Annotated in this window: 24 protein-coding genes; 11 read left to right on the forward strand and 13 right to left on the reverse strand. The window is 50.9% G+C overall.

The features are described 5' to 3' along the window. Nucleotides 1-348 carry a DUF3795 domain-containing protein gene (locus KA369_04765; GenBank protein ID MBP7735266.1) on the reverse strand — a complete coding sequence of 116 codons (348 nt, stop codon included), beginning with the start codon at nt 346-348 and terminating at the stop codon, nt 1-3. A gap of 188 nt (nt 349-536) precedes the next feature. Here KA369_04765 and KA369_04770 point away from each other — a divergent pair, with 188 nt between their 5' ends. Together KA369_04770 and KA369_04775 are read left to right on the forward strand one after the other, a co-directional pair. After that, entirely contained in the window at nt 537-956 is a 420-nt protein-coding gene (locus tag KA369_04770) for a MarR family transcriptional regulator (GenBank protein ID MBP7735267.1), read from the forward strand. A 22-nt stretch (nt 957-978) separates the two neighbouring features. Further along, nucleotides 979-1443 (forward strand): DUF4442 domain-containing protein, encoded by a 465-nt coding sequence (locus KA369_04775; protein ID MBP7735268.1) that lies wholly within the window; start codon nt 979-981, stop codon nt 1441-1443. A 6-nt stretch (nt 1444-1449) separates the two neighbouring features. On the opposite strand, the gene KA369_04780 is transcribed toward KA369_04775, so the two are convergent. After that, nucleotides 1450-2112: an SOS response-associated peptidase gene (locus KA369_04780; GenBank protein MBP7735269.1), complete on the reverse strand. Its 663-nt coding sequence runs from the start codon at nt 2110-2112 to the stop codon at nt 1450-1452. A gap of 378 nt (nt 2113-2490) precedes the next feature. On the opposite strand from KA369_04780, the gene KA369_04785 reads away from it, so the two are divergent. After that, the gene (locus KA369_04785; protein ID MBP7735270.1) at nt 2491-2664 is read left to right on the forward strand and encodes a hypothetical protein; all 174 of its coding nucleotides are present in this window, start codon (nt 2491-2493) and stop codon (nt 2662-2664) included. Between the two features lie 64 nt (nt 2665-2728). On the opposite strand, the gene KA369_04790 is transcribed toward KA369_04785, so the two are convergent. The 5 genes from KA369_04790 to KA369_04810 form a co-directional block, all read right to left on the reverse strand. Beyond that, nucleotides 2729-3103 carry an Hsp20/alpha crystallin family protein gene (locus tag KA369_04790; GenBank protein ID MBP7735271.1) on the reverse strand — a complete coding sequence of 125 codons (375 nt, stop codon included), beginning with the start codon at nt 3101-3103 and terminating at the stop codon, nt 2729-2731. 11 nt (nt 3104-3114) lie between these two features. Next, a complete protein-coding gene (locus KA369_04795; protein ID MBP7735272.1) occupies nt 3115-3522 on the reverse strand; it encodes an Hsp20/alpha crystallin family protein in 408 nt (135 codons plus the stop codon). 11 nt (nt 3523-3533) lie between these two features. Next, nucleotides 3534-3989: an Hsp20/alpha crystallin family protein gene (locus tag KA369_04800; protein ID MBP7735273.1), complete on the reverse strand. Its 456-nt coding sequence runs from the start codon at nt 3987-3989 to the stop codon at nt 3534-3536. A 194-nt stretch (nt 3990-4183) separates the two neighbouring features. Next, on the reverse strand, nt 4184-5227 hold the full coding sequence (locus KA369_04805; protein ID MBP7735274.1) for a hypothetical protein: 1044 nt from the start codon (nt 5225-5227) through the stop codon (nt 4184-4186). Then, nucleotides 5214-6902 carry a glutamate decarboxylase gene (locus KA369_04810; protein ID MBP7735275.1) on the reverse strand — a complete coding sequence of 563 codons (1689 nt, stop codon included), beginning with the start codon at nt 6900-6902 and terminating at the stop codon, nt 5214-5216. The genes KA369_04805 and KA369_04810 overlap by 14 nt, the downstream gene beginning before the upstream one ends. A gap of 383 nt (nt 6903-7285) precedes the next feature. Between KA369_04810 and KA369_04815 the strand changes: the two genes are divergently transcribed. The 3 genes from KA369_04815 (at nt 7286) to KA369_04825 (ending at nt 9655) form a co-directional block, all read left to right on the forward strand. Continuing rightward, on the forward strand, nt 7286-7588 hold the full coding sequence (locus tag KA369_04815) for a hypothetical protein (GenBank protein MBP7735276.1): 303 nt from the start codon (nt 7286-7288) through the stop codon (nt 7586-7588). Nucleotides 7589-7729: 141 nt separating this feature from the next. Further along, nucleotides 7730-8014 carry a winged helix-turn-helix transcriptional regulator gene (locus tag KA369_04820; GenBank protein ID MBP7735277.1) on the forward strand — a complete coding sequence of 95 codons (285 nt, stop codon included), beginning with the start codon at nt 7730-7732 and terminating at the stop codon, nt 8012-8014. Beyond that, complete coding sequence (locus tag KA369_04825; GenBank protein ID MBP7735278.1) at nt 8015-9655, forward strand: hypothetical protein; 1641 nt, start codon at nt 8015-8017, stop codon at nt 9653-9655. It abuts the gene before it with no gap. 185 nt (nt 9656-9840) lie between these two features. Here KA369_04825 and KA369_04830 read toward each other — a convergent pair whose 3' ends face one another. Beyond that, on the reverse strand, nt 9841-10659 hold the full coding sequence (locus KA369_04830) for a WYL domain-containing protein (protein MBP7735279.1): 819 nt from the start codon (nt 10657-10659) through the stop codon (nt 9841-9843). A 5-nt stretch (nt 10660-10664) separates the two neighbouring features. Beyond that, nucleotides 10665-11585 carry a UDP-N-acetylmuramate dehydrogenase gene (gene murB / locus KA369_04835; protein ID MBP7735280.1) on the reverse strand — a complete coding sequence of 307 codons (921 nt, stop codon included), beginning with the start codon at nt 11583-11585 and terminating at the stop codon, nt 10665-10667. 240 nt (nt 11586-11825) lie between these two features. Between murB and KA369_04840 the strand changes: the two genes are divergently transcribed. The 5 genes from KA369_04840 (at nt 11826) to KA369_04860 (ending at nt 17575) form a co-directional block, all read left to right on the forward strand. Then, complete coding sequence (locus tag KA369_04840) at nt 11826-12350, forward strand: hypothetical protein (protein MBP7735281.1); 525 nt, start codon at nt 11826-11828, stop codon at nt 12348-12350. Between the two features lie 155 nt (nt 12351-12505). Continuing rightward, a complete protein-coding gene (cysS, locus tag KA369_04845; protein MBP7735282.1) occupies nt 12506-13936 on the forward strand; it encodes a cysteine--tRNA ligase in 1431 nt (476 codons plus the stop codon). Next, entirely contained in the window at nt 13918-14658 is a 741-nt protein-coding gene (gene rlmB, locus KA369_04850; protein ID MBP7735283.1) for a 23S rRNA (guanosine(2251)-2'-O)-methyltransferase RlmB, read from the forward strand. The genes cysS and rlmB overlap by 19 nt, the downstream gene beginning before the upstream one ends. 309 nt (nt 14659-14967) lie before the next feature. After that, nucleotides 14968-16764 (forward strand): translation elongation factor 4, encoded by a 1797-nt coding sequence (gene lepA, locus KA369_04855; GenBank protein ID MBP7735284.1) that lies wholly within the window; start codon nt 14968-14970, stop codon nt 16762-16764. Between the two features lie 211 nt (nt 16765-16975). Next, nucleotides 16976-17575 (forward strand): HD domain-containing protein, encoded by a 600-nt coding sequence (locus KA369_04860; protein ID MBP7735285.1) that lies wholly within the window; start codon nt 16976-16978, stop codon nt 17573-17575. Between the two features lie 78 nt (nt 17576-17653). On the opposite strand, the gene glgP is transcribed toward KA369_04860, so the two are convergent. The 4 genes from glgP to KA369_04880 all read right to left on the reverse strand — a co-directional run bounded on the left by glgP (nt 17654) and on the right by KA369_04880 (nt 24124). Further along, entirely contained in the window at nt 17654-20212 is a 2559-nt protein-coding gene (glgP, locus tag KA369_04865) for an alpha-glucan family phosphorylase (GenBank protein MBP7735286.1), read from the reverse strand. A 110-nt stretch (nt 20213-20322) separates the two neighbouring features. Next, nucleotides 20323-21780 carry a PAS domain S-box protein gene (locus tag KA369_04870; protein MBP7735287.1) on the reverse strand — a complete coding sequence of 486 codons (1458 nt, stop codon included), beginning with the start codon at nt 21778-21780 and terminating at the stop codon, nt 20323-20325. A 12-nt stretch (nt 21781-21792) separates the two neighbouring features. After that, the gene (locus KA369_04875) at nt 21793-23325 is read right to left on the reverse strand and encodes a SpoIIE family protein phosphatase (protein ID MBP7735288.1); all 1533 of its coding nucleotides are present in this window, start codon (nt 23323-23325) and stop codon (nt 21793-21795) included. Between the two features lie 46 nt (nt 23326-23371). Beyond that, nucleotides 23372-24124 (reverse strand): SUMF1/EgtB/PvdO family nonheme iron enzyme, encoded by a 753-nt coding sequence (locus KA369_04880; protein ID MBP7735289.1) that lies wholly within the window; start codon nt 24122-24124, stop codon nt 23372-23374. Nucleotides 24125-24142: the final 18 nt, after the last annotated feature.

A 24142-nucleotide genomic window follows, 5' to 3' on the forward strand; every position in this document is an offset into this window, starting at 1 on the left:
TTACCGCCGGATGGTCTGGATACGGCGGGTGGCCATTTCACGGGCAAAGGCCTCGTAGCCTTTTTCCCTGATCAATGCAATGCAGGCGGCCCGGTCAGAGCGGAACACAAATCCGAATATCCGCGCCATGAAATTATTGAACCTGCCACACTCACGTACATCCTGAAACTCATCACAATCTGCGCAGGATTTGTAGCCCCGCTCCAAGCAACAGGTCCGCACCCCGCACCAGCCTGCCTTTTTATTCTCCCGGCATCCGGGACATTTCTCCCCCAGGTACCGTGAACAGGCAGCGCAATAGAGACCGCACAGGGCTATGAGATCCTTATCCACGGTTATTTCGCGCATACATCCCTCCTTTTTTGATAGCGTGGGGTCAGAGCAACTCCCATCTTCCAGAAACAATATAGGAAGCCGCCCATAATATGTCAACATTTGTTTAGTATTTTATTTTTATCATTACTGTTTCCAGAAAAAGCTTGCAATTTTATTTGACTAGTCAATATTTGACTTATCAAATAAAATAGGATATTGAGATGGATGACAGACTTCTTTTCCTCATGTCAAAAGCCCAGCATACCATGAAAAATTATGTTAGGAGAGAATTCACCAATGGCGGCGTTGAATTTACTCCAGCACAAATGGGGATACTTTTTGCCCTTAAGCTGAAGAACGGTCTTTCGATGAACATATTGAGCGAAATCGTATCGATCGATAACGCGGCCGTGACGCGCCACGTGGATACCCTTGAGCGCAACGGATTGATAACACGGACACAGGACCCCGAAGATAGAAGAAAATATATGGTCTCCATTACGGAAAAGGGGATTTCCGAAGCTGACAAATCAAAAGAGATAGTCCGCAAAATCAACTCAATGCTCAAAGAAGGATTCAGCGAAGAAGAGGTGGAAGTATATAAAAGAATGTTAAATAGTTTCTTTGTTAAATTTAAATAACTACGGAGATACGGGAGGTCCTATGAGCAAAGTTTTATCAGCGTACAACAAATTGCACGGGCTGCCTCTGGGCAACTATCTTTTTTCAAAAGTAGTATGCCAGATGGCTCCCTACTTTAAAACCATCAAGCCCCGCTTTGTCGAACTGAAACCGGGATATTGTGAGATCAATATGAAAAACCGGAGGGCCATTCGGAATCATCTCAACAGCGTCCATGCCATCGCCATGTGCAATCTCTGCGAGCTTGCCGGCGGCACGGCCATTGATGTTTCCCTGCCCGCCCACCTGCGGTGGATTCCCCGTGGTATGGATGTCAAGTATATCAAAATTGCAAAAAGCAACCTGAAAGGGACCTGCTCGATACCGGGTGATGACATAAAAGGAAAGGGGTCTGTTCCGGTGACCGTCAGCGTGACCGATGCCAACAATACAGAAGTAATGAAGGCCGTAATCGATATGTATATTACAGAGCGGGATAAAAAATAGAAACAATCACAGGGGCGTGACACAGTCAGGCGACTCATTTCTCGGCGAGTTGACCATGGGCGATACCGGATATGCCTCCATTTCATCGGACCTGTACGGAGCCACCAGGGCAAGGAGGTCCTCCGGCAGGGCAGCCGGATCAAGCCAGCGCTCATGACACTCGCCGGGGATGATCACCGGCATTCTGTCATGGATCGGCGCCATGACGGAGTTGGCCGCCGTGGTGATGATAGTGCAGGTGCGAAGTTCCTCACCTGATGAGGATTTCCATGTTTCATGGAGCCCCGCAAAGGTGAACAAATCGCCGGTCTTAAGCTTCACAAAATAGGGGCTCTTGACCTTCCCTTCTTTTTTCCATTCATAAAAACCGCTGGCCGGGATAAGGCACCGCCTCTGTTTAAAGGCATTCCTGAAGCTGGGCTTCTGATGTACCGTTTCACCGCGGGCATTGATGAGATTATTCCCTATGGAAGGATCCTTGGCCCAGTGTGGAACAAGTCCCCACTGATAATCCACCAGAAGGCGCCGCCCATTATTCATGATAACCGATAATATACTGCTCCCCGGGGCGATATTGTAGCGAGGAGTGATATCCGTGATAACTTCATCAATGAAAAATATTTTAATGATATTACTTATCGGTTCAATCTGGGCAAAACGGCCGCACATGGTACTTTTCCCTCATTAGACCATATCTTAACTCTGACGCCTGCTCATATTCAAAAATCCACTATTAGTATAGCTATGAATACGGAGAAAACACAAAAATAAAACTGTCCTCTACGGGCAAATTTATATTAATAAATATTTTTTTCAACGGCAATATGATGAAAAACCCATTTTTAGAGTTTTACACTCACCCGGAGTATCATAGTTTACTCCGACCACCGATAACTATCAGCTAATATAAACCCGGTGCCAGAGCTACAGTGCCAGTTATAAAAAATCACAAAATTGATAAAAATATATGAATTTTTTCCCGTCGATGTCGATAATTGAAGTGGATTAATCTATCAATAATGAACAACGCATGTTAAAGAGGATTATATGAACGTTAACACCAATGAAAACCAGATAATTATCGAGACAATCCAGAAAGGCAATGACCTGTTAAAGATGATCACTGCCGCCAAGCTTGGCGTGGATGAGAAAATGATGAAGGCCGAAGTTGTCGCCAATGTTGAAGCCGGTGTCGGGGAAAACCTCGATCTAGAAGCATGATAAACAAGAAAGGCGAGACACAGCCCGCCTTTTTAATCATCATTCCTTGTTTAAGCATCACCGCTTAATGCACATTGATGGCTATCTTACGCGGTTTTACTGATTCATGTTTCTGAAGGACCAGCGTCAGCACCCCGTCTTCAAATACAGCGGAAACCTTATCCCTGTCGATATCATTGCCAACGGTGAATCTCCTGAAGTAATCATACTGTGAGAACTCAGAATACATCAGCTCCTTGTTCTCCGGCTTATACGGTGCAACCGATCCCCTGATCTCGAGTTCATCATTCTCCATGGTTATCTCCAGCTTTTCCCTGGTTACACCGGGCATTTCAAGCTTCAGGGTGTACTGATCCGCCGTTTCGTAAATGTCGGAAAGGGGAACCAGAACCCGTTCTTCCCTGGTATTATTGTCATTTTTGGTGATTTCCTTCATCATGGCTGCACCTCCTATTTGATCTCAATTTTCTTCGGCTTGGCATCTTCGCTCTTATGGAGCTTGACATGGAGAATACCATTGGTCAATTCCGCGCTGATGGTACCGGGATCAACCCTGTACGGAAGTTTGACTGACTTTTTAAAGGCGCCAAACTGCCGCTCCCTGCGGATATAGGGATTGTCAGCGTAATCGTTCTTCTTTTCACCTTCGATAACCAGATTGTTATCAACCAGGTTGATATTCAGATTATCGGCTTTTACCCCCGGAACCAGGGCCCTCACTTCAAGCTCGTCTTTTCCTTCATAGATTTCCATGTTTGGAAATTCACGGCTTTTCCACCTTCCGGTATAATCATTGAAATATGAATTTACCGTGTCTTTCAGATTGAAGATGTCATCAAAAATATCATAGGTGTACATAGCATGCCTCCTTACTTGACATTGATTTTAATTTTCTTTGGCTCTTCTACTTTATCTTTGGGAATATCGATGCTCAATACTCCATTTTTAAACTCAGCCTTGACTTTTTCGGCTTTAATCCCCTCCGGCAGCCTTATTGTCCTCTGGAAGGAGCCAAACCTTCTCTCTGTAATCAGTGAATTCTTGTCATCACCTTCCCGTCTTTCTTCTGTCTTCTCTCCCTTGATGGTCAGGTAGCTGTTTTCGATGTTCACATCTATATTCTTTTCATCCATGCCAGGTATCTCCGCCTTGACATAGATCCCCTTCGGGTCCTCATGAACATCGATTGAAGGCATCCAATCAGTTTCGAACATGCTTGCCGGCTTGATTGAGAAGAAGTCATCAAATAAATTCGAGATGCTTCTTCTAAATGCATCGATCTCAGAGCCATAGGAATTATCTCTTTTCTTAATTCCAAATTGCATGGCGCACCTCCTTTACTTGATTATTGTTAGCACTCAATATCATTGAGTGCTAACAATAAAATACAAAAGATTTAATAAAACGTCAAGAGGCTGATAAATAAATTTAATAAAAAAATTTGGTGCAAAAATTATGGAGGGGGTCAGAGCAATAAATAATTAATTTATTATATATTAATATTTTTATATTTAATAATTCATTTATATACTGGTGAAATTTCGTAATGATAATTCTTCCCATCAAATATAATACTTATCTTAACAATTCTGTTCATTGGCATGTAAATCTGTTCTTTTTTAGGCTGACGGATATTATTCTCCCTTTCATATCTTCCCTTTACCGCATTGAGCGTCCATCGTTCCAGCTTTAAAAAATGATATTTGTTCTCTTCAACCTTTACGTGGAATTCCCTTGATAAACCGGCTGGGCCTGAATCCGTTCTCCCTGATTCAGTGCCATCAATAAAAGCCTTATAAAACACCATTTCGCGATCATCTTGCTCTGCCCCCTGAATATCCTTAACATCCACCACCAGGTTATATTCCGCAGGCATCAGAAGCTCTCTTTTATTAGAATACAGGTACAGCGCCCTTCCGGAAATCATATCAATAATTTCCGTTTCTTCGCCATTGGAGATGAAAACCATTCTGCCATTCACCACTTCCTCGATCCTGAGAAGATCCTGGCCCGCCAGAGATATCGGAACAACAATACCATTATGGGTCAATGACAGGCCGGCCCCTCTTTTTACCAGCAGTATCAGATCCTGCTTATCGACATGGTAATCCAGGACATCAGGCAGCTGGGATAATTCCATTGAATTCAGGTTAAACCTGTTCAGTACCCGGCCAGCCCCGGATGAAGACCGGGGCTCGGCAAGGATATAGGCAATCCCTCCGGAAACCATGAGCTTACCCACCGCGAATTTATCATTCTCAAAAGGCAGCTTTTTTTCATAGCTTACGGTGCCGGAACGTACATCCAGACAGCCGATATAAGGTTCACCGGCGCCGGAATCAGGCTTTATAGCCACATAATAAATCCCATCATCCCCATGATAATGCAGGGAAATAACGCCGGTGACGGGAACCGCTTTTGCCGATTCCCCTGAATACAGGATAATTTTTCCGTCCTCAACGGAATAGATACATGACAGCCTGTCCTCGGCCAGGATTGCGGAATCGGGCAGGGACGCAATGGATGACAGGGCCAGTATCAATGCGATGCTAAATTTTTTCAAGGCGGCTTTCGAACTGCGCTTTATAGATTTTTTTACCCAGGGTATTCTGGAGCTCGATGATCTCCTTCAGTATCTCCGGCGTGGTAAGTGGGTTGATGGTGATGGCCCTGAGCACGACGATGTCCTGGTAGAAATAATTGGGGGAATCGAACATGGTCCTTGATACAAAGGTATTGTCATCTTCCCGCAGCTCCTTGTGGAGCTCGATATTGAGCTCATTGAGGAGGCTGTTTATGTTGTGGAGGCGGCGGAGCCATGTATTCTGTATCTGGTGGTGCGGCTGGCCAGACCTGACGCCGCTTATATTCAGCATAAGCTTTTCTATCTTTTTCTGGACCTCTTTGGGAACAAACCGGTAGTTGAATATGAACAGCTCCGGTTGGTTCATCGGCTCGAAATTGCAATGCATCTCCACCAGGCCCCTCAAAACCGAAGTCAGCTCAAAGGCATGCTCGAACAAAAGCCTGAACCCGTCGGTGCCCAGGATCTTGAACGTGGCCCAGGGCTTCAGGGCGGCAAAGGGCCTGGACCCTTCCACGGTAAACCTTCCAAGGTCGACCGAATCCTGGCGGATAATATAATTTGAAAAATGCTTCAGGTGGTTGAGATCGGTCTCGTTCTTAAATAAGGCCATGCCCATGGATGCCGGCGAATAAAGCAGCTTGTGGGCATCGACCGTGACGGAGTCGGCATCCTGTATGCCGTTGAAAAAATACCTGAGCTGGTCAATAATCAGCACAGATCCGCCCCAGGCGGCATCGACATGGAAGTGAGCGCCGCATTCGTCGGCGATCGTCCTGATAGCCTGGAGGTTGTCAATGTTCCCGGTTTCAGTGGTGCCGGCAATTCCGACAATGGCCATTATCTTGATGCGATCCTGGCCCTTTTCGTTGTGCTCGCGTATTTGGTTGCAGATCCTGCCCAGCTCGATGATATCTATCTTGTTCTTTGAATTCACCGGGATCTTGATGACATTGTCGTTGCCGATGCCGATGATGCGGGCCACCTTGTCTATCGAATAATGGCCGCGCTTTGAAACAAGGATCACCGCCCTACGGTACCCGTAATGCAGAAAAGCCTCATGGAGGCCCGCCACCCGGATTCCCGGGAAATCACCGTCCGGACGGAAGGCCTTGTTCCTGGCAACAAGAAGAGCCGTCAGGTTTGCCATTGTACCGTCAGTGGTGACGTTTCCCAGGGCCACATCCCAGTTCTGGATATGAGACTTGTAAAAGCCGGCGCTCTTGTTGTAAACCAGCCGATGCATCCATCCGATGAGTTCCTTCTCGACGAAAGATGAAGCCTTGGCCGTTTCAATCTTCACCTGGTTCTGGTTGAGAGCGGCGATTATCATTTCGATGAGGATCATGAAATAAGGGATCGCGCTGGTCATGTGGCCGATATAATAGGGATTTCCAACTTTCACCGAGTGGGCTATGATTTTATTTTTGATCTCGAGGAGGACATCTTTAAGAAGCTGGGGACGTTTTGGTATGTTCACGTTGGAAAACAATTTTTCCAGTTCTTGCAGGGGTATTTCGCTGTGGATACCCCCTCTTTCCTTGAAAAAATGATGGATCAGGTCGAGAAGCTCGGTACCGAACTCAAGGAACTTATCAGGGGAATCCGGCATGATAAAGAGCTTCTTCAACTGGCTCATATCAGGCTTGATCATCTGCCCCTGGGTATCTTTCTTTTTTAGAAAACTATACATTGCAAATATACGTTACGATTATATCCGCTACAAGCGCAAGGAGAGAAAACGATACCACTCTCATTGCGAATAACCTTTTTTCAAGCATTTTAATAACATTACATCCAGTTTTATAAAAACATCAGATCAAAGAATATCCATATTTTGAATAAAACCATACCATTCATTACCGTTAAATCATGAACATTAATATATTTTTGTCATATTTCAAACCCTTATTTTGTAACAAATATACTTAATATTTATCTTTATTACTAATCATTTTTGCTCATGGGATTTTGAAATTATGTCGAAATTATCTACATGGAGATAATATTCCATTAAACACGGATGGAGAGTATATCATGGAAGATAAGAAAACATGGATTTTCCCAAAAAACATCAGCATTGAACAGGTTTCTTCCTATGTTGAGCAATTGAGATATATCAATCCGGGAGAAACAGTGACTTTTGATTTAAGTAAAACCATAAATATTCACTCCTCATTCATCGGTTTCTTGCTGCACGCAAAGCAAAACATTGGCAGAAGCGAAGGGAAACTGGTGATGGTCCTTTCTTTGACCCTGGAGAAAATACTGATAATGCTCAATATAATCAATTATTTCTCTCCGGAAATTGTGACTGTTATCAATAAAAAAACAGCGTAAAAAACGACCCGCTAAACCCGCCCGGCTTCATTATAGAAGCCCGGCGCCCCATTTATGCATTGTCCCATAAAAAACAAATTGACAATCAGCAGGTACATGAGAGTATAGTAAAATACTAAAATTCTGCTGACAGGCAAACCTATGAAATTTAACGAACAACAAGTTGACCTTGTTACCGAATTACTGAAATCAATCGCCCATCCGATCAGGATGAAAATACTGTGCTTCCTGATGGAAGGAGAAAAAAACGTCGGTGAAATCGAGCAGCAATTTGGATCCACCATCTCTAATATATCCCAGCACCTGACCGTGCTCAGGAAGGCGAACATCATCGACCGTAGAAAAGAAGCCAATTTCATGTTCTATTCGATTAAGGACAACAACATACTTAAATTGATGGAGACGTTGAAGAACAACTTCTGCTAAATGCCACTACGTGCCGTCATAACAGTCTTTATCATTCTTTGTATTCCCAACGCTACATTCTCGAAACAGCGCACCCTTGAAATTTCCGGGCTCAAGGTATATTCCGAGGAGAAGCTTTTCTCCCACCTCGACCTGGAACGCTTTGAACAGGGAACGATGTCCGGAAAAGACGTCATCAACGCCGTCATATCATTCTACAGCTCCAGGGGCTATACCCTGGTCAAGGTCTATGTCATCGAAGATTCCGAATCTGTCTTGAAAATCTATGTCGACGAGGGCGCCCTCGGCAAGATCATTTTTCTCAGCATGGACGATTTCACCACCCTCTACCTCAAGCTCGTATTCAAGCTCAGGAACAAGGTCTTCAACTACCGTGCCGTCGAAGAGAACATCGCGAAGCTGAAAAAAGGAAAGCGCTGGAAATATATAACCTGGCAGCTGAAACCGGTGAGAGATTACGACTCGTCGCTGCTTCAAATCGACCGGGTCCTGAACCTGGAGATAATGAGGAAAATGAGGCTCGCTTTTTTCGACAGGTTCGGCCCCCGCTATGACCTGATCATTATTTTCAACAGGGCCAATCTCCCTGAAGTCGACGAGCGCTCCCTGGGGAGGGACAAGAAAAGCGATTCAACAAGCCCGGCCGAGGAGAAGAAAAAGGCCCCCGATAAAAAAAAGAAGAAAATAACCCTGAATAAATTCGATTACGGCCTGAGGATCAATTATTACAAGGGCTTCATCCCATACCTGAAATACTATCACCTGGGACTGTTTGCCCCCGGAGATTTTTTCATGGGCGAAACATCGGCCGGCTTCATGTACGGCCTTGACCGCAAGTTCACCCGGCCGCCCCGGGAAACATACGCCCATCTCAACCTGAATTATTTTTTCACCCCCACATTCAAGGATTTTTTCACGCCCCTCCTGAGGTTTGACATGTACCAGAGCAAGGCCGCCCGTCCGGACCTGGGCCTCTGGCAATACAGCTTCCTGCTGCTCAACGCCATGTTCGCGCCGGGCATAACGGTCCTGACAAAATTCAACATGTATATAGGCATGGGCGTCGAGGCCGCCTTTATTTTTCAGAGCAAGTTCAACAAGTACCTGATATACCAGTACGACCCGTTCCAGCTTGTATTCGGCGATAACACCCTGCAGAAGATCAAGATCGCCACGGACCTTGCCGAGTTTCACCGCAAGGTGAACAATCATATTGATACGTACGCCTATGTCGAGGCCGGAATGATCTACGATTTCAGCAAAAAAGGGACCAGGATATACGAACTGAGAAAGAACAGGCTTAAAAAGGAGATAGCCCTGGCCTATGACTTTTATATCCTGAGAAAAAACTTTCACACCATTCGGCTCATCGGCAACTTCGATCACGAGTTCAAGAATCACAGCATTTATTCAGGTGGGATAGTATATCAATTCGCCTATGGCGATACGCCGTTTTACAAGGAGGCCTCGGTAAGCAACATCAGTTTCATGGGACTCCAGAGGATGGCCTATTTCTCGAAAAACGCGCTCTCCCAATCCAATGAATACCGCTTATCGATATACCAGGATTTCTTCTATGTCGGCGTATTTTTTGATATGACGTTTTTCGAGGGGTCCGGGAGGGATCTCAAGGGGCCCTAGTTCGGTTTCGTCGGCGGTCCCACGGTGCGGCTTCTGATACTGGATCACTTCGAGCTTTATCTTCAGTACGGCTGGGACTACCTGATATCGACGGGAAGCAACCAGGGCTTTTTATACTTCAATGTCTATAACAAATGGTAAGGGACGGCGCATCCGCATATCCTCGCGGAAGCCGGCTGGTCCCGTCAGCGGATGCCACTTATCCTGTCCATCCTGAAAAACCGCTTGTCGTTCCTCATGTAGCAATGGGCCAGCACATAGGCATCGCCGCCGGCGGTGATGAATTCCATGGGCAGGATGGTTCGGCTGGTAACGGTTCCTGAATGATCCGTGTAGGTGATATCTGCCTTCTCTCCCAGCTTCAGGCCCATCAAGCTCCTCCCCTTCCCGGTTATCCTCTTTCCTTTCACCTTGATGAAGCGGATGAGCCTCCCATGATATCTGACCAGGTCATTGATCGTCCACAGACCGGAAGGGTCCTCCTTCCTGACGATATTCCTGAATACCTCCATGCAGGCGGTTGCGTCGGGGATGGCGCGGTGCGGAGTGATATTCAGCCGCAGGTGGCCGCAGATGGTCTCAAGCCTGTAATTGGCAAGGCCAGGCCACGCGCGCCGCGCCAGGCGCACCGTATCGACCGCATTCATCTCCGGCGCGGGCAGCCCCCCCTTGAGAAAGGCCCAGCCAAGGAAGGAAAGATCAAAGCCGGGATTGTGAATCACGAGCACTGCATCTCCAGTAACGCGCGTAATATCACCGAGGATCTCATAGATGGGCGGAGCGTCACGCACCATGTCATTTGTGATGCCGTGAATGGCCGTCACATCATCGGGTATATTCACCCCGGGATTCACCAGGGTCTGGAAAGATTCGATTATACTATCGGCGGTGAAGCGTATGATACCGACCTCGACGATCATGTGGAGGGCCGCGTTGGTCCCCGTCGTTTCAAGATCAAGGGCGCAGAATATGGTTTCGGAAAGCTTTTTTCTGGTATCGATCATGTATATTAAAACATACCGATCATTTTGACTTCCGGCTCGAGATCGATCCGGAACTTATCATAGACGGTCTCCCGGACAAGGTTAATGAGGTCGCGTATGTCCAGGGACGTCGCGTTATTCTTGTTTATGATGAAGTTCGTGTGCAGATCGGAGACACAGGCCCCGCCGACCGATTTTCCCTTCAGGCCGGCGTCATTGATCAGCTTCCAGGATGAATGGCCTTTCGGGTTCTTGAACACGGAGCCGGCGGAAGGATAATCCAGCGGGTGTTTCATCTTCCGGTCCGCCAGGATATCATCGACCTTCTTCCGCACGGCGGCCCTGTCTTCAGCGGCGGGAAGCCGGAAGCGTGCGCCGGTGACGTAGACGTCTTCGCCGATATTCATGTGCCGGTATGCGGCCATCGACCTGTCAATGGCGATGACGCGCCTGTTGCCCTTTCCATCGACGACATCGACATCCTTCACGACATCGGCGAAGTTGCCCATGAAGGTGCCCGCATTCATGATGATGCCGCCGCCGATGCAGCCGGGGATGCCCGCCATGAATTCAATGCCGGAAAATCCCGAATCAACGGCGAAATCGATGAAGCGCTCCTTTGAGGCCGCGGCGTCCGTATAGATGGTTCCGTCACCGAGAACGGACATAGCGGCGCGGCGGGAATCATCCTCGCACAGACGCAGCACGATCCCCTCGATGCCGCGGTCGCCGACAAGGAGATTGGAGCCTCCGCCGATCACGGTAAGGGGGAGCTTTTCATCCCGGACCATACCGATGATGTGCGACACCGCCTCGATATCGCGCGGCAGCACCAGGAGATCCGCCGGTCCCCCGGTCCTGTACGTGGTATAGTGTTTTAACTGTTCATGTTCTTTTACCGCTCCCCATTCGGAGAGAGCCTTGATAACCGGGGGTGATATTTTCATAGTAGCGATATTTGCTTTTCCACTAAAAATAATTTTTTCATTTTTTAATTGACCGGACAGGGGCCATACCCCCATGAAAAGTCATATAAAAAAGCTATGTTTCAATGGTTGATGAATCTTCTATAATGTCAATAATATTACCGGAAGGGATTTTTAATCCAAAGCGGCTGATATTACCAGTAATAAATGCCTTCGATAATGCCGATAGTATGAGGTAGAGAGAACCGGGACATCATTATTATGAAAAAATCCTCGAAAAAAAGCGTTTTGCCGGATATCACCGAATTCACCGATGCGGACGGCAAGAAGTGGGTCCAGACATCCACCGAGGACCTCTTCTCCATAAAGGAGCTGAACGATATCCTCGAATCGATCGAGAAAAGCAGCGAGTCCGACGAAATCATCCTTGCCCGTATCGATTTCCAGAAGGTCAACAAGGAATACTACGAAACCGCCATCCAGCTGCAGAAGAAGCTCCACCAGCAGGGAGAGCTGCTGAAAAAAGTCATCACCGACGCCCGGGCCAAAATCGACCGCAAAAATAAAAAGCTCAAAGAGCTTATCGATTATATCAAGAAGCTTCACCTCCTCCTCGCCCACCTGTCGGCCAATGAGGAGGACCTCAAGAAATTGAAACTGTCCCCTGAGATGCTCATGCAGACCATGAGCGCCACCATAACCGAAAAGACCGAGCGCGAGCTTGAATTCGAGGAAGTCGAAGAGACGGAGCTTCCGCTGGACGCAAACATCAAAAAGCTGAAATAGCCGCGGGCCGCCCCTCCCCCGGGTCTCCAAAAAATGTTTGACAACACCCGACGGCAAATGACGACATACCAGTAACGGAACATGTATTTTCAGGGCGGCGCCGCTATTTCGCACCCTCTACGTGACACCGGTCATTATTATCCGAGGAACCTGGCATGGCCCTTTCAATCCACAATACCCTCACCGGCACCGTCGACGAAGTGATTCCCGGCGGCATCCGGAAGGAAAACATCGGCGACTATCCCCCGATAACCATATACTCCTGCGGACCCACGGTGTACAGCTATTCGCACATCGGGAACTTCCGCACCTTCATCTTCAACGACCTGCTGCGGCGGTACCTGAAATTCAGCGGCTTCCGGATAAACCACGCCATGAACATAACCGACGTCGAAGACAAGATCATCGCCGGGGCGAACAGCGAGGGGATCACCCTTGCGGAATATACTGGCCGCTACACCGCCATATTCCTGGAGGACCTTAAGTCGCTCAACATCGAACCGGTGGAGCACATGCCGAGGGCCACCGAATCGATCGATGCCATGATCGACATCATCGAGAACCTCAGGAAAAAGGGATTCGTGTACGAAAAGGACGGCTCCCTCTATTTCAGCATCGCGAAGTTCCATAAGTACGGGAGGCTCTCCCGCCTCGACACCCGCGAGATACGGACGGGCCTCCGCTACGATACGGACGAATACACCAAGGACGATGTGCGCGACTTCGCCCTCTGGAAGGCCCCGAAGGAAAATGAGATTTCCTGGGAAACGCCCTTCGGCAAGGGCCGGCCCGGCTGGCACATCGAATGCTCGGCCATGATTCGGAAGATATTCGGCTCCACCATAGATATCCACACCGGCGGCGTCGACCTCGTGTTCCCGCACCATGAAAACGAGATCGCCCAGAGCGAGGCCGCCTACGACGAGAAGTTCGTGCGGCACTGGATCCACGCGGAGCACCTCCTCGTGAACGGCACCAAGATGTCGAAATCGCTGGGGAACTACTTCACCCTGCGGGACCTTTTGGGAAAGGGCTATTCTCCGCGGTCGATCCGCTATCTCCTGGTGTCGGCCCATTACCGCAAGCAGTTCAACTTTACCATCGAGGGGATCGGCCAGGCGGACCAGGCCCTGGAGCGGATCGACAACATGGTCGTCCGCCTGAAGGACATACGCGGGGAGGGAGAGAAAAATCCCGATACGGAAAAACTCGCCGGTGGGATGATCGCGAAATTCACCGAGGCCATGGACGACGACCTGAACATTTCCCGCGGCCTCGGAATTTTCTTCGAATTCATTCACTCCGTCAATACCATGATCAACGATGAGCGCCTTACGAAAGCCGATGTCGATATCATCATGGAAACGCTGAAAAGAATCGACTCAGTCCTGGGCGTCATCTTTTTCAGCGGCCAGGCCCAGGCTGACATCAACGAACCATGGATCGAATCGATGATAACCGAGCGCATCCAGGCCAAAAAGGACAAGAACTTCAAGCGCGCCGACGAGATCCGCGCCATCCTCACCGACAAGGGGATCGTCCTCGAAGACACCAAGGAAGGCACACGGTGGAAGATAAAGGGCTGATTTTCGGCCGAAATCCCGTCCTTGAATATCTCCGCGCCATGGGCCCGGAGACCCGCGCCGAGCTCTACGTGGCCCAAACAGCCCACGGCAAGATCATAGACGAGATCGTGGCGACCGCCCAGGCGAGAAAAATAAGGGTCAGCAGGATGGAAAAGGATTTTTTCGGGAGCCTGGGGCCTTCGTCCCGCCACCAGGGCGTGGCCCTCAAGCTTCCGACCCCGGTGGCTGAAGCTGACAGGGCGGGCATTGACGGCCTTTTTACCCGTACGGCCGTTAAGAAAGGGGTCCTGGTGCTCCTCGACCAGATCACCGATCCTCACAATACCGGCTCGATCATCCGCACGGCCGAGGCTCTTGGCTGCGATGGCATCATCATGCCGAAGTCGCACTCCTCCGGGATCACGCCCGCGGTCGTCAAGTCTTCAGCCGGAGCCACGGCGCATATCGAGATAGTACAGATCAGCAATGTCGCCTCCTTTCTCGAAGAAGCCAAGAGTCACGGATTCTGGATTATCGGCACGGCAGACGCGGGAAACCGCGACCTGACGGAGCTCGGCACGGTCCGGCCCGCTGTGGTGATAATCGGCAGCGAGGACTCCGGCATGCGCCGCCTCACCGAGGAAAAATGCGACTACATCGTCCGCATCCCCCTGGCCGGACGCATATCCTCCCTCAACGCGTCGGTCGCCGCCGGCATCATACTGTTCCAGATAATGCATTAATGATATCCCTGCGGGGCTTTTTTAAGGGGCTTCGCCCCTTAACCCCTGTTGAATATACTGGACACGATTTCTGCATTAAAGGTTAACTACAACTTCGGTACCATCAGGCCTCAGAAAAAAGAGCCGAAAGGCCGAGGACTGTCTGAGTCTTCCAAACCTATGTCCGAGTTCCGCAGGCCTGGAGGCTTTTTTCTGAGGCCTGATACAATTTGATTTTGCTTGACATACACACAATCCTAAAAAAAATACTTGCCAATAATGAACATCTAAAACTATCTGCACATAAACATTAATGCGACCAAACGACCCATGGACTTAAACCAGATCAGAAACTTTTCCATAATCGCCCACATAGACCACGGCAAATCGACGCTGGCCGACCGCATCATCGAGAAGTGCCGGCTCATCGATCCGCGTAACCATCGCGACCAGATCCTCGACACCATGGACCTGGAGCGGGAGCGCGGCATCACTATCAAGTCGAATGCCATCACCCTGAACTACACGGCCCGCGATGGAAAGAGCTACATCTTCAATCTCATCGACACCCCGGGCCACGTGGATTTCACCTACGAAGTGTCGCGGGCCCTGGCCGCCTGCGACGGCGTGCTCCTTGTCGTGGACGCCTCCCAGGGAGTCGAAGCGCAGACCATAGCGAATCTTTATCTCGCTCTCGACAATGATCTCGAGATACTGCCGGTCATAAACAAGATCGACATGCCCAGCGCCGATATCTCCCGCACCAAGGAGAGCATTGAAAAGAGCCTTGGCCTTGACGCCGAAACGGCGGTGCCCGTTTCGGCCAAGGACGGCACCGGCATAGACGATCTCCTTGAAAAGATCGTGGAGTTCATCCCGCCGCCCAAGGGAGATCCAGACGCTCCCCTGCGCGCCCTGATCTTCGATTCGTTCTTCGACAACTACCAGGGCGCCATCATGAAGGTCCGCATCATCGACGGAACGGTCCGCCGCGGCGATCCGATCATGTTCTTTTCAACGGGTAAAAAATACGAGGTAACCGAAGTGGGGATTTTCCGGCTCACCCTCGAGAAGAGGGAAAGTCTCGAACCGGGTGACGTCGGATACATCGTAGCCGGCATCAAATCAGTCATCGACACGAAAATCGGAGACACCGTGACCCGGTCCGACAGGCCGGCTGCGGCGCCGCTCAAGGGTTTCCGGGACGCCAAGCCGATGGTCTTCTCCGGCCTTTACCCGATGTACAGCGACGATTACGAGAACCTGAAAGACGCCCTGTACAAGCTGCGCCTCAATGACGCTTCCCTGATATTCGAGCCGGACAACTCCTACGCCCTGGGCTTCGGGTTCCGCTGCGGCTACCTGGGCCTGCTTCACATGGAGATCGTGCAGGAGCGACTTGAACGCGAATTCGACCTGGCCCTGGTCACGACCGCGCCGAGCGTCGAGTACAAGATATACATGGCCAGCGGCGACCAGCTGACCATCGATAACCCGGTCAAGATGCCGGACCCGTCGCTCATCGAACGCATCGAGGAGCCCTTCGTGAACGCCACCATCATCACGCCGACCGATTACATCGGCAACATCATGGCCCTGGTTACCGATTGCCGCGGCATCCACAAGGACATGCAGTACATCGACAAGCAGCGGGTCCAGCTCCACTACGACTTGCCCCTGTCGGAAATAGTCTTCAATTTTTACGACAAGCTCAAATCCATATCCCGCGGCTACGCTTCCTTCGATTACGAGCTGAAGGATTTCCGTGAATCGAACATGGTAAAGGTCGACATCCTGGTCAACGCCGAGCCGGTGGACGCCCTCTCCTTCATCGTGCACGAGGTCAAGGCCCGTATCCGCGGCAAGGACATCATCACCAAGCTGAAGGACATCATTCCCCGGCAGCAGTTCAAGATACCGCTCCAGGCGGCCATCGGATCCTCCATCATCGCGCGGGAGAACATCTCCGCCGTGCGGAAGGACGTCACAGCCAAATGCTATGGCGGGGACATCACCCGGAAACGGAAGCTCCTTGAAAAGCAGAAAGAAGGCAAAAAGAGGATGAAGCAGATTGGATCGGTTGAAGTGCCCCAGGAGGCCTTCATGACGATTCTCAAGATTGATTAGGACCGATAACTATCGGATCTTCGTCATGAAGTATCCGGTATTGACCGATAACTATCGGTCTATCTGTTCAAATTCAGCTGCTCTGGCACCTGTATTGACCGTCAACCAATCCCTGTACACGTGTTTACCGATAACTATCGGTCAAATATAGCCAATGAACCAACAGGAACTGCAAATAATCGAAGCCGCCACCGCATACGCGCAGAAACGGATGAGCCGACTCCACTCCAGCCACGGCTGGGACCACGTGGAGCGCGTGGTTCGCCTGGCTGAAAAGATTGCGGCAGCGGAGCAAGCCGCCGACATCTTCATTGTGAAGACCGCCGCGATCCTCCACGATATAGCGCGCCTGGACGAGGTGGACAGCACGGGAAAGAGCTGCCACGCCGAGCATGGCAGCAGGATGGCCCACGAATTTCTTCTTTCCCTCGGCCTTGATCCGGCCCGGGCCGATCTCATCCGACAGTGCATCCTGTGCCATCGCTACCGCAATGACCATGTCCCCTCCAGCATCGAGGCCAAAATACTCTATGACGCCGACAAGCTCGATTCTATCGGCGCTGTAGGCATCGGCCGGGCCTTTCTCTTTTCGGGCGAAGTGGGGGCGCGGCTCCATAACCCCGATATCGACATTAATCTCACCGAGGCCTACGGCAAGGAGGACACCGCCTTTCGCGAATACATGGTGAAGCTCAGGTTCATCCATGAGCGTATGCTTACGGCCGAGGGTAAACGAATGGCTGAAGAACGTCATCAATTCATGGTAGCCTTTTTCGAACGACTCCAGAGCGAAGTAAAGAATCTGAACTGAACCGAGCCGGAACGATATAAAATACCCCGTCCCGATACATCGGGGCGGGGTATTTTTTTCGCATAATGTTTTGCGCGATCAGGCCCAGGTGACCTTCAATTCAGGATAGAATTTCCTCGCGCTTTCAGGGTGATGGGGCATCACCCGCACGGTGAAGCCGAATTGGCCGGACTGAAGGCAGAGCATCTGTCCCTGGAAAACGCATGACCCCTTTTCCGTCCTGCCGTTTTCCCTCATGGGAAGCGCTACACCTTCAACGATCTCGCCATTCCTGTCAAGGGCGCCGAAATACAACTCCACCGTCACGTGTTCCGGCTTGATGTCACCCAGCTTAATCTCGGCGCGCACCGTTATCTGCGTGTTCACCTTGATCTCCTTTTCGTCGGAAATATCAACATGGGCAACGCTGACCGCGTCCCACTTCTTCATAATGTCGGCCTTCCACGAGGAAAACTCGCGCGCAAGCTTATAGCTATCGCCATGGAAATTGACAAAATGCTGGTGTGCCGTTTTGTAGAATTTTTCAGTGTAATCCTTCACCATGCGGTTTGTATTGAAGATTGCGGTATTGCTTTTCATCGATTCCTTCATGCGCACGACCCATTCTCGCGGGAGCCCGTCAAGGCCCCGGTTGTAAAAGGCCGGCTTCACTTCCTTGTCGATGATATTGTACAGGAACAGGCTTTCGACATCGTCCTGGTAGGAAAGGTCGTCATATTCCTCGCCGTTGCCGATGGCCCATCCGTTGGAGGTGTTGTAGGCCTCGTCCCACCATCCGTCAAGAACACTGATATTTATGCCGCCGTTTGGGACGACCTTCATGCCGCTGGTTCCGGACGCCTCCTTGGGCCTGATCGGGGTATTGAGCCACACGTCCACCCCCTGCACCAGGTACCTGGCGATATTCATGTCGTAATCCTCGATGAACACCATTTTCCGCCTGAACCGCTCATCGCTGCAGTAATGGATGATCTGCTTGATGAGCTCCTTGCCCATGTGGTCGCGGGGATGGGCCTTGCCGGCGAATATGATCTGCATCGGACGCTCCCGGTCATGGAGGAGCTGCGACAGCTTTTCAATGCTCCTGAGTATCAGGGTGCCCCGCTTGTATGTGGCGAACCGCCGGGCGAACCCTATGGTCAGGGTGTCCGGATCAAGGACCGAGTTGGCGATGTCAGCCTCCTTCGGCGATACCCCCCTGGCCAGGAGCTGGTCGCGAAGCTTCCGCCGCGCGAAGGAGACGAGGCGCTCGCGGAGCCTCTCCCTGCAGCGCCAGAGCTCCGAATCCGGAATGTGATCGACGTTCTGCCAGATGGTGTTGTCCGCGGGGTTATCGATCCACCGGGGTCCCAGGTACCTGTTCAGGAGCCGCATCATTTCATCGGACGTCCATGAAAGTGTCTGCACGCCGTTTGTGATATGATCGATGGGAACCTCGTGCACCGGCAGGGACGGCCATATCCGTTTCCACATGTTCCGGGAGACCTTTCCATGAAGCCTGGACACGCCGTTGCATCCCGATGCCGTCTTCAGGGCCAGCACGGTCATACAGAATGACTCTTTCTTGTCCTCCGGCACCTCGCGGCCCAGGGCGAGAAACTGTTCACGCGAGAGCCCCATCGATTTGTAGAAATCCTCGAAATACGCCTCTATCATCTCGGGCGGGAACCGGTCGTTGCCGGCCGGGACCGGCGTATGGGTCGTGAACACGTTGCTTGCCGTCACGAACTCATGGGCCTCGTTATAGGAGAGGCGGTCCTCCTCCATGGCCGCCCTGATCCGCTCCAGCGCAAGAAAGGCCGCGTGCCCTTCGTTCATGTGATACACGGTAACGCGCTTCTTCATTGCCTTGAGGGCGCGCACGCCGCCTATGCCGAGGAGGATCTCCTGCTTGATCCTCTTCTCGTTGTCGCCGCCATACAGCTCGTCGGTGATGGAGCGGTCCTCAATTTCATTCCAGTCGATATTGGTGTCCAGGAGATAGATCATTATCTTTCCAACGGTCACGGCCCAGATCTGGGCGAACACGGCGCGGCCCTGCAGGTCGACCGAGATCATTAGCGGTTTCCCGCCGTCGTCCATTACCAGCCGCGCCGGCATGTTGTAGAAGTCAACCTCGGGAAAGCTCTCCTGCTGCCACCCGTCAAGATTCAGGTACTGGTGAAAGTAGCCAAGACGGTAAAACAGGCCCACGCCGAAGAGGGGCAGGCCCAGCTCGCTGGCCGACTTCAGGTGGTCACCGGCCAGGATGCCGAGGCCGCCCGAATACATCGGCAGGCTTTCATGGATGCCGAATTCCGCGGAGAAATAGGCAATGCCGGCTTCTTCGAAACCCTTCTGGTGCTCATCGTACCACGTCTTCCGCGTCATGTGCCATTCCAGCTCCTGCTGGACTTTCTCCATGTGTGCCAAAAAGCTTTCCGATGACGCGGCCTCGTCAAGAAGGTTCTGGGATATCGATCCGAGCATCTTTACTGGATTGTGCGAAACGGCGCGCCACAGGTCCACGTCAAGGCGCCGGAAAAGCTCGATCGCCTCGAAATTCCATACCCACCACATATTATTGGCAATGGCGAGCAGCGGCTCCAGCTTAGGGGGTAGATTCGGAACGACTTTGAATTTTTTTACTATTGCCATCATTACCTCGCGGTTCTTTCTGTCATGTGTTGTATGCTACCATGCCTGTGGAGCGGCGGCGCGCCGTCGTTTCATATTCACCATGCGATCCGACTGCGGCTCGACCCCATTCAATGTGCCACGGGCAGATAGACAAAGAAGGTCGACCCCTTACCTTCGGCCGACTCCACGTCGATGTAGCCGTGATGACGCTTGATAATGGCGTAACTGGTGGCCAGTCCCAGGCCGCTCGCCATTTCCTTGGTCGTGTAGTAAGGGTCAAAAATATTGTGAAGCGACTCAGCCGGGATGCCCGGGCCCTCGTCGCTGACCGAGATCCGAACATAGTTACCCGGCTGCAGTGATATCTCGTGGTGGGACGCTTCCTTCTCGACCCTGGCGTTATCCGCATTGATCCGTATCATACCCGGTCGGGGCATCGACTCGATGGCGTTGTTGAGAATATAGGTAATGACCTGGCCGATCTGGAACTCATCCACCTCGACGCGCCACAGGCTTTCCTGTATTGCGAGCGTATGAGGGCCGCCATAATTGCGTAATACGGAATCAACGACCGTCGCGAGAGACTCGCTGTAATCGATTACCTGCCGTTCGGGCTTTCCACCGCGGGCGAAGGTGCTGAGCCGGCGGGTAAGATCAACGGCCTTCATTGAAGCGATCTCGGCGTCGTTCAGGACCTCGATCAGGCTCCTGTTCTCCGGTTTCACTTCCATTTTGGCGAGGGAGATGTTACCCAGTATCGCGGTGAGCACATTGTTATAATCATGGGCTATGCCGCCGGCGAGTATGCCGATGGCCTCCATCTTCCGCGCGCGCAGAAGCTCCATTTCAATCTTGTTCTTCTCGGTGATGTCCCTGATGATGCCCCGGAACCCCGATATCCTACCTTCGCCATTCTTGATAATCGCTATGGATCCTTCTATCTTCCTCTTCCTGCCGCTTTTCGTAATCGCCGTGAAATTTATGATACGTGTCGGCTTTCCGGTTTTAAACACTTCATTATAGCGCTTGAAAACTTCCTCCGCATCTTCGCGGATAAAGCATTTGCTGTAATTCATGCCTATCATCTCGCCATAATCATATTCCGTTATGCGGCACATGGCGTTATTGACCGCCAGAAAATTCCCTTCAACATCGCATTCGTAGTAACCGTCTTCGAGGGAGTCAATGATGGTATGCCACTTGTCGTCGTTATTTCCCATCATGAAATCCGTTACATCATTGGCGACGATGACCACTCGATTGTCGCCGTTATTCCCCTGTATGCCGGCGATACACGACAGATGTCTCTCCGCTGATGATTTTGTTTGTATGGTCACGGTCTTCCTGATAATGGCATTGGCATTCTTTGCCGCGGCAATAATTTCCATGAACGTATCGGCCAGATCGGCTGCCTTTGAGGGAACAATGCCGTCCGTTTCATTTTTATCGACCATCCGGAGGAATCCGCGATTAACAAACGCCACGGCCCCATCCAATCCGCATACGCAAACGCCTATGCCGGCCTGCTCCAGGGCCATCTCAACCAACGACGCAAATCCGCCCCACTGTCCATCAGCACCCATCATTTGTACCTTCCGTCAGTTTTTTATTTCAAAACCGATAAGGACCATGTCATCCTGCAAGGGGACAGGGCCGCGGAACCGTTCGATTTCACGCATTATATGATCAAGCGACCCTTCCAGGGTCATCGATCCGCTCTGGATGATACTGTCCCTCAGCCCTTCCACCTCTATCATGCCGCCCTGCTCATTCCTCGTCTCGATGATGCCGTCGGTATATAGATATATCCTGTCACCCGGCTGAATGTCAACGGTGATCTCCTGAAACTGCGCTGCCCCAGAAAGACCCACCGGCATGCCTTCCGATGCCAGCATCCGGGCAGACCCGTCCGTGGAACGGTATAGAATCGGCGGGGTGTGGCCTCCCTTGGCGAATCGAAACGTCGCCCCGCTCATTGAAAAATCAAAATAGCCATACAACGCGGTTATAAAAAACAGTACCCCGCCTCCGGCAAGATCGCCGTTCAAGTCCTTTATATAGCGGGACGGTTCAGCTCCCCTCCCGGCATTGAGCCTGTCCGTTATTGACCTGAGCAGCGTTAGAAAGAGCGCTGCTGAAACGCCATGTCCGGCCACATCGCCTATGAAAACACCAAGACCATGCTCATGTAAAGTATTAAATGAAAAAAAATCTCCCCCTATGGCCTCAAGCGGCTTGAACCGAAAATCGACCAGCACGCGTTCATACCGCGGCGGCGCCTCGGGGAGAAGCAGGCGCGTTACCGCCTGGGCGTTCATCAACTGCCACTCCAATTCGCTGTTCTTTTCCTTCAGCTTCTCGCCGGTTATCCGCAATTCCTCTTCCGCCCTTTTGCGCTCGGTAATATCCTCCTTGACCGCGACATAATGCGTTATATCGCCTTCATCGTTCTTGATCGGGGATATCGATGCCGACTCCCAGTATAATTCACCGTTCTTTTTGGAATTATGAAAATCGCCCCGCCATTCCTTTCCCGATGATATGGTCGTCCAGAGATCTTTATAAAACTCGGGCCTCTGGTCCCCTGATTTTAAGATCCTTGGATTATTGCCCATCGCCTCATTGAAGCTATACCCCGTGAGGCTCGTAAATTTCGGATTTACGTACTCTATGGAGCCGTTCCTGTCGGTTATGACAACGGTCGCCGGGCTCTGCTCAACGGCCATGGTAAAGGTCTTGAGTATGGATTCCACTTTAGGATCATGGGGCTGTTTGGCTTTGATGACTCCAACCGAGTAATCGTTATTCCCATCGGCGCTGACCATATTGATTATAATGCAATTGCACTCTGAGGAATCTTTCCTGACGAGACGAATCTCCTGCTTGACGCAAACTCCGTATTCGCCTTTAAAAAGCCCATCGATGGTTTCTTTGTTATCAGGAACAACAATTGATTGTATCGGCATTCCCCTGAGTTCATCCTGGCCGTGGCCGGTCAGCTTTTCAATTATCGGGCTGATCTGGATAAAGCGTCGTTCACGATCGAGCATGTAAACCGCCATATCATTCAGGCTGAAAAGCGATTCACAGATGCCGTTGATCGTAAAGTTTTCGGGATCAATCGATGTCATGGAGTAATATTATCAAAACAGGCGGGGGATGACAATAAAAAAATCTTTACCAGGGGGCGACACAGGCAATACGGAATCCATAATAGGGGCTCCTGGCCGTCGGGCACTTTCGCAACCTGAATTCCCGCGTCCTCTGCACCGGGAGGCTCATATGCGAACCGCCCCGTAAGACCTTGTATACGGTCCCATAGTCCCTTAGTTCTTTCCCGCCGGGATAGGCTTTATACCAATCCTCAGTCCACTCCCATATGAGGCCGGCAGGATCGCCGTCTACCGGTTTCTCGCCGCGTTTTATGTATTCAGAAACATACACCTGCCCGTCAACACGCACCAGGCCATCTGCCCACTCCTCCATGCCGGGAACACCGCCCATCCGCGCGAAGACCTCCCATTCGGCTTCATGGGGCAATCGCACGGTAAAACCGGCTTTTGCGGTGAGCCATGAACAGTACGCTGCGTCGTCATTCCAGCTCACCTGCATGACAGGCCCGTCGTCATGGCGATATTGCTCATCATCTATTGTTCCGAAAGGGCAAAGCCATGTTACTTTCGATTCTTTCTGCCACCGCTCTTCGCGCCATACCCAGCCCCACCCTTCCCGTTCTCCCTCGGTCAGGTAACCGGTATCTTTTATGAACAGGGCAAATTCGCCGCATGATGTGAGAAATTTTCTGATATAGACTGTTTCGAGGCTTGTGCCGTATTGTGGAAACGAGCCGGCGATATACTCTTTTTTAACTGCAGGATCTTTCAGGGCATGAAACGCTTTTTCCATGGTATCGGCCGAGATGCCGATCATGTAATGACCGCCGGGGAT

The sequence above is a fragment of the Spirochaetota bacterium genome (genome assembly GCA_017999915.1).
In the GTDB taxonomy this organism is placed as follows: domain Bacteria; phylum Spirochaetota; class UBA4802; order UBA4802; family UBA5550; genus RBG-16-49-21.

Bases quoted from the DNA above. Each gene is read 5' to 3' on its own strand.
- glgP (MBP7735286.1), bottom strand. From the start codon at position 20,212: ATGGCAATAGTAAAAAAATTCAAAGTCGTTCCGAATCTACCCCCTAAG.
- cysS (MBP7735282.1), top strand. From the start codon at position 12,506: ATGGCCCTTTCAATCCACAATACCCTCACCGGCACCGTCGACGAAGTG.
- KA369_04795 (MBP7735272.1), bottom strand. From the start codon at position 3,522: ATGTACACCTATGATATTTTTGATGACATCTTCAATCTGAAAGACACG.
- KA369_04825 (MBP7735278.1), top strand. From the start codon at position 8,015: ATGCCACTACGTGCCGTCATAACAGTCTTTATCATTCTTTGTATTCCC.
- KA369_04780 (MBP7735269.1), bottom strand. From the start codon at position 2,112: ATGTGCGGCCGTTTTGCCCAGATTGAACCGATAAGTAATATCATTAAA.
- KA369_04840 (MBP7735281.1), top strand. From the start codon at position 11,826: ATGAAAAAATCCTCGAAAAAAAGCGTTTTGCCGGATATCACCGAATTC.
- KA369_04815 (MBP7735276.1), top strand. From the start codon at position 7,286: ATGGAAGATAAGAAAACATGGATTTTCCCAAAAAACATCAGCATTGAA.
- KA369_04770 (MBP7735267.1), top strand. From the start codon at position 537: ATGGATGACAGACTTCTTTTCCTCATGTCAAAAGCCCAGCATACCATG.
- KA369_04765 (MBP7735266.1), bottom strand. From the start codon at position 348: ATGCGCGAAATAACCGTGGATAAGGATCTCATAGCCCTGTGCGGTCTC.
- KA369_04800 (MBP7735273.1), bottom strand. From the start codon at position 3,989: ATGCAATTTGGAATTAAGAAAAGAGATAATTCCTATGGCTCTGAGATC.
- KA369_04790 (MBP7735271.1), bottom strand. From the start codon at position 3,103: ATGATGAAGGAAATCACCAAAAATGACAATAATACCAGGGAAGAACGG.
- KA369_04830 (MBP7735279.1), bottom strand. From the start codon at position 10,659: ATGATCGATACCAGAAAAAAGCTTTCCGAAACCATATTCTGCGCCCTT.
- KA369_04870 (MBP7735287.1), bottom strand. From the start codon at position 21,780: ATGATGGGTGCTGATGGACAGTGGGGCGGATTTGCGTCGTTGGTTGAG.
- KA369_04875 (MBP7735288.1), bottom strand. From the start codon at position 23,325: ATGACATCGATTGATCCCGAAAACTTTACGATCAACGGCATCTGTGAA.
- KA369_04880 (MBP7735289.1), bottom strand. From the start codon at position 24,124: ATGATCGGCATCTCGGCCGATACCATGGAAAAAGCGTTTCATGCCCTG.
- KA369_04810 (MBP7735275.1), bottom strand. From the start codon at position 6,902: ATGATCAAGCCTGATATGAGCCAGTTGAAGAAGCTCTTTATCATGCCG.
- KA369_04860 (MBP7735285.1), top strand. From the start codon at position 16,976: ATGAGCCGACTCCACTCCAGCCACGGCTGGGACCACGTGGAGCGCGTG.
- KA369_04820 (MBP7735277.1), top strand. From the start codon at position 7,730: ATGAAATTTAACGAACAACAAGTTGACCTTGTTACCGAATTACTGAAA.
- murB (MBP7735280.1), bottom strand. From the start codon at position 11,585: ATGAAAATATCACCCCCGGTTATCAAGGCTCTCTCCGAATGGGGAGCG.
- lepA (MBP7735284.1), top strand. From the start codon at position 14,968: ATGGACTTAAACCAGATCAGAAACTTTTCCATAATCGCCCACATAGAC.
- KA369_04785 (MBP7735270.1), top strand. From the start codon at position 2,491: ATGAACGTTAACACCAATGAAAACCAGATAATTATCGAGACAATCCAG.
- KA369_04775 (MBP7735268.1), top strand. From the start codon at position 979: ATGAGCAAAGTTTTATCAGCGTACAACAAATTGCACGGGCTGCCTCTG.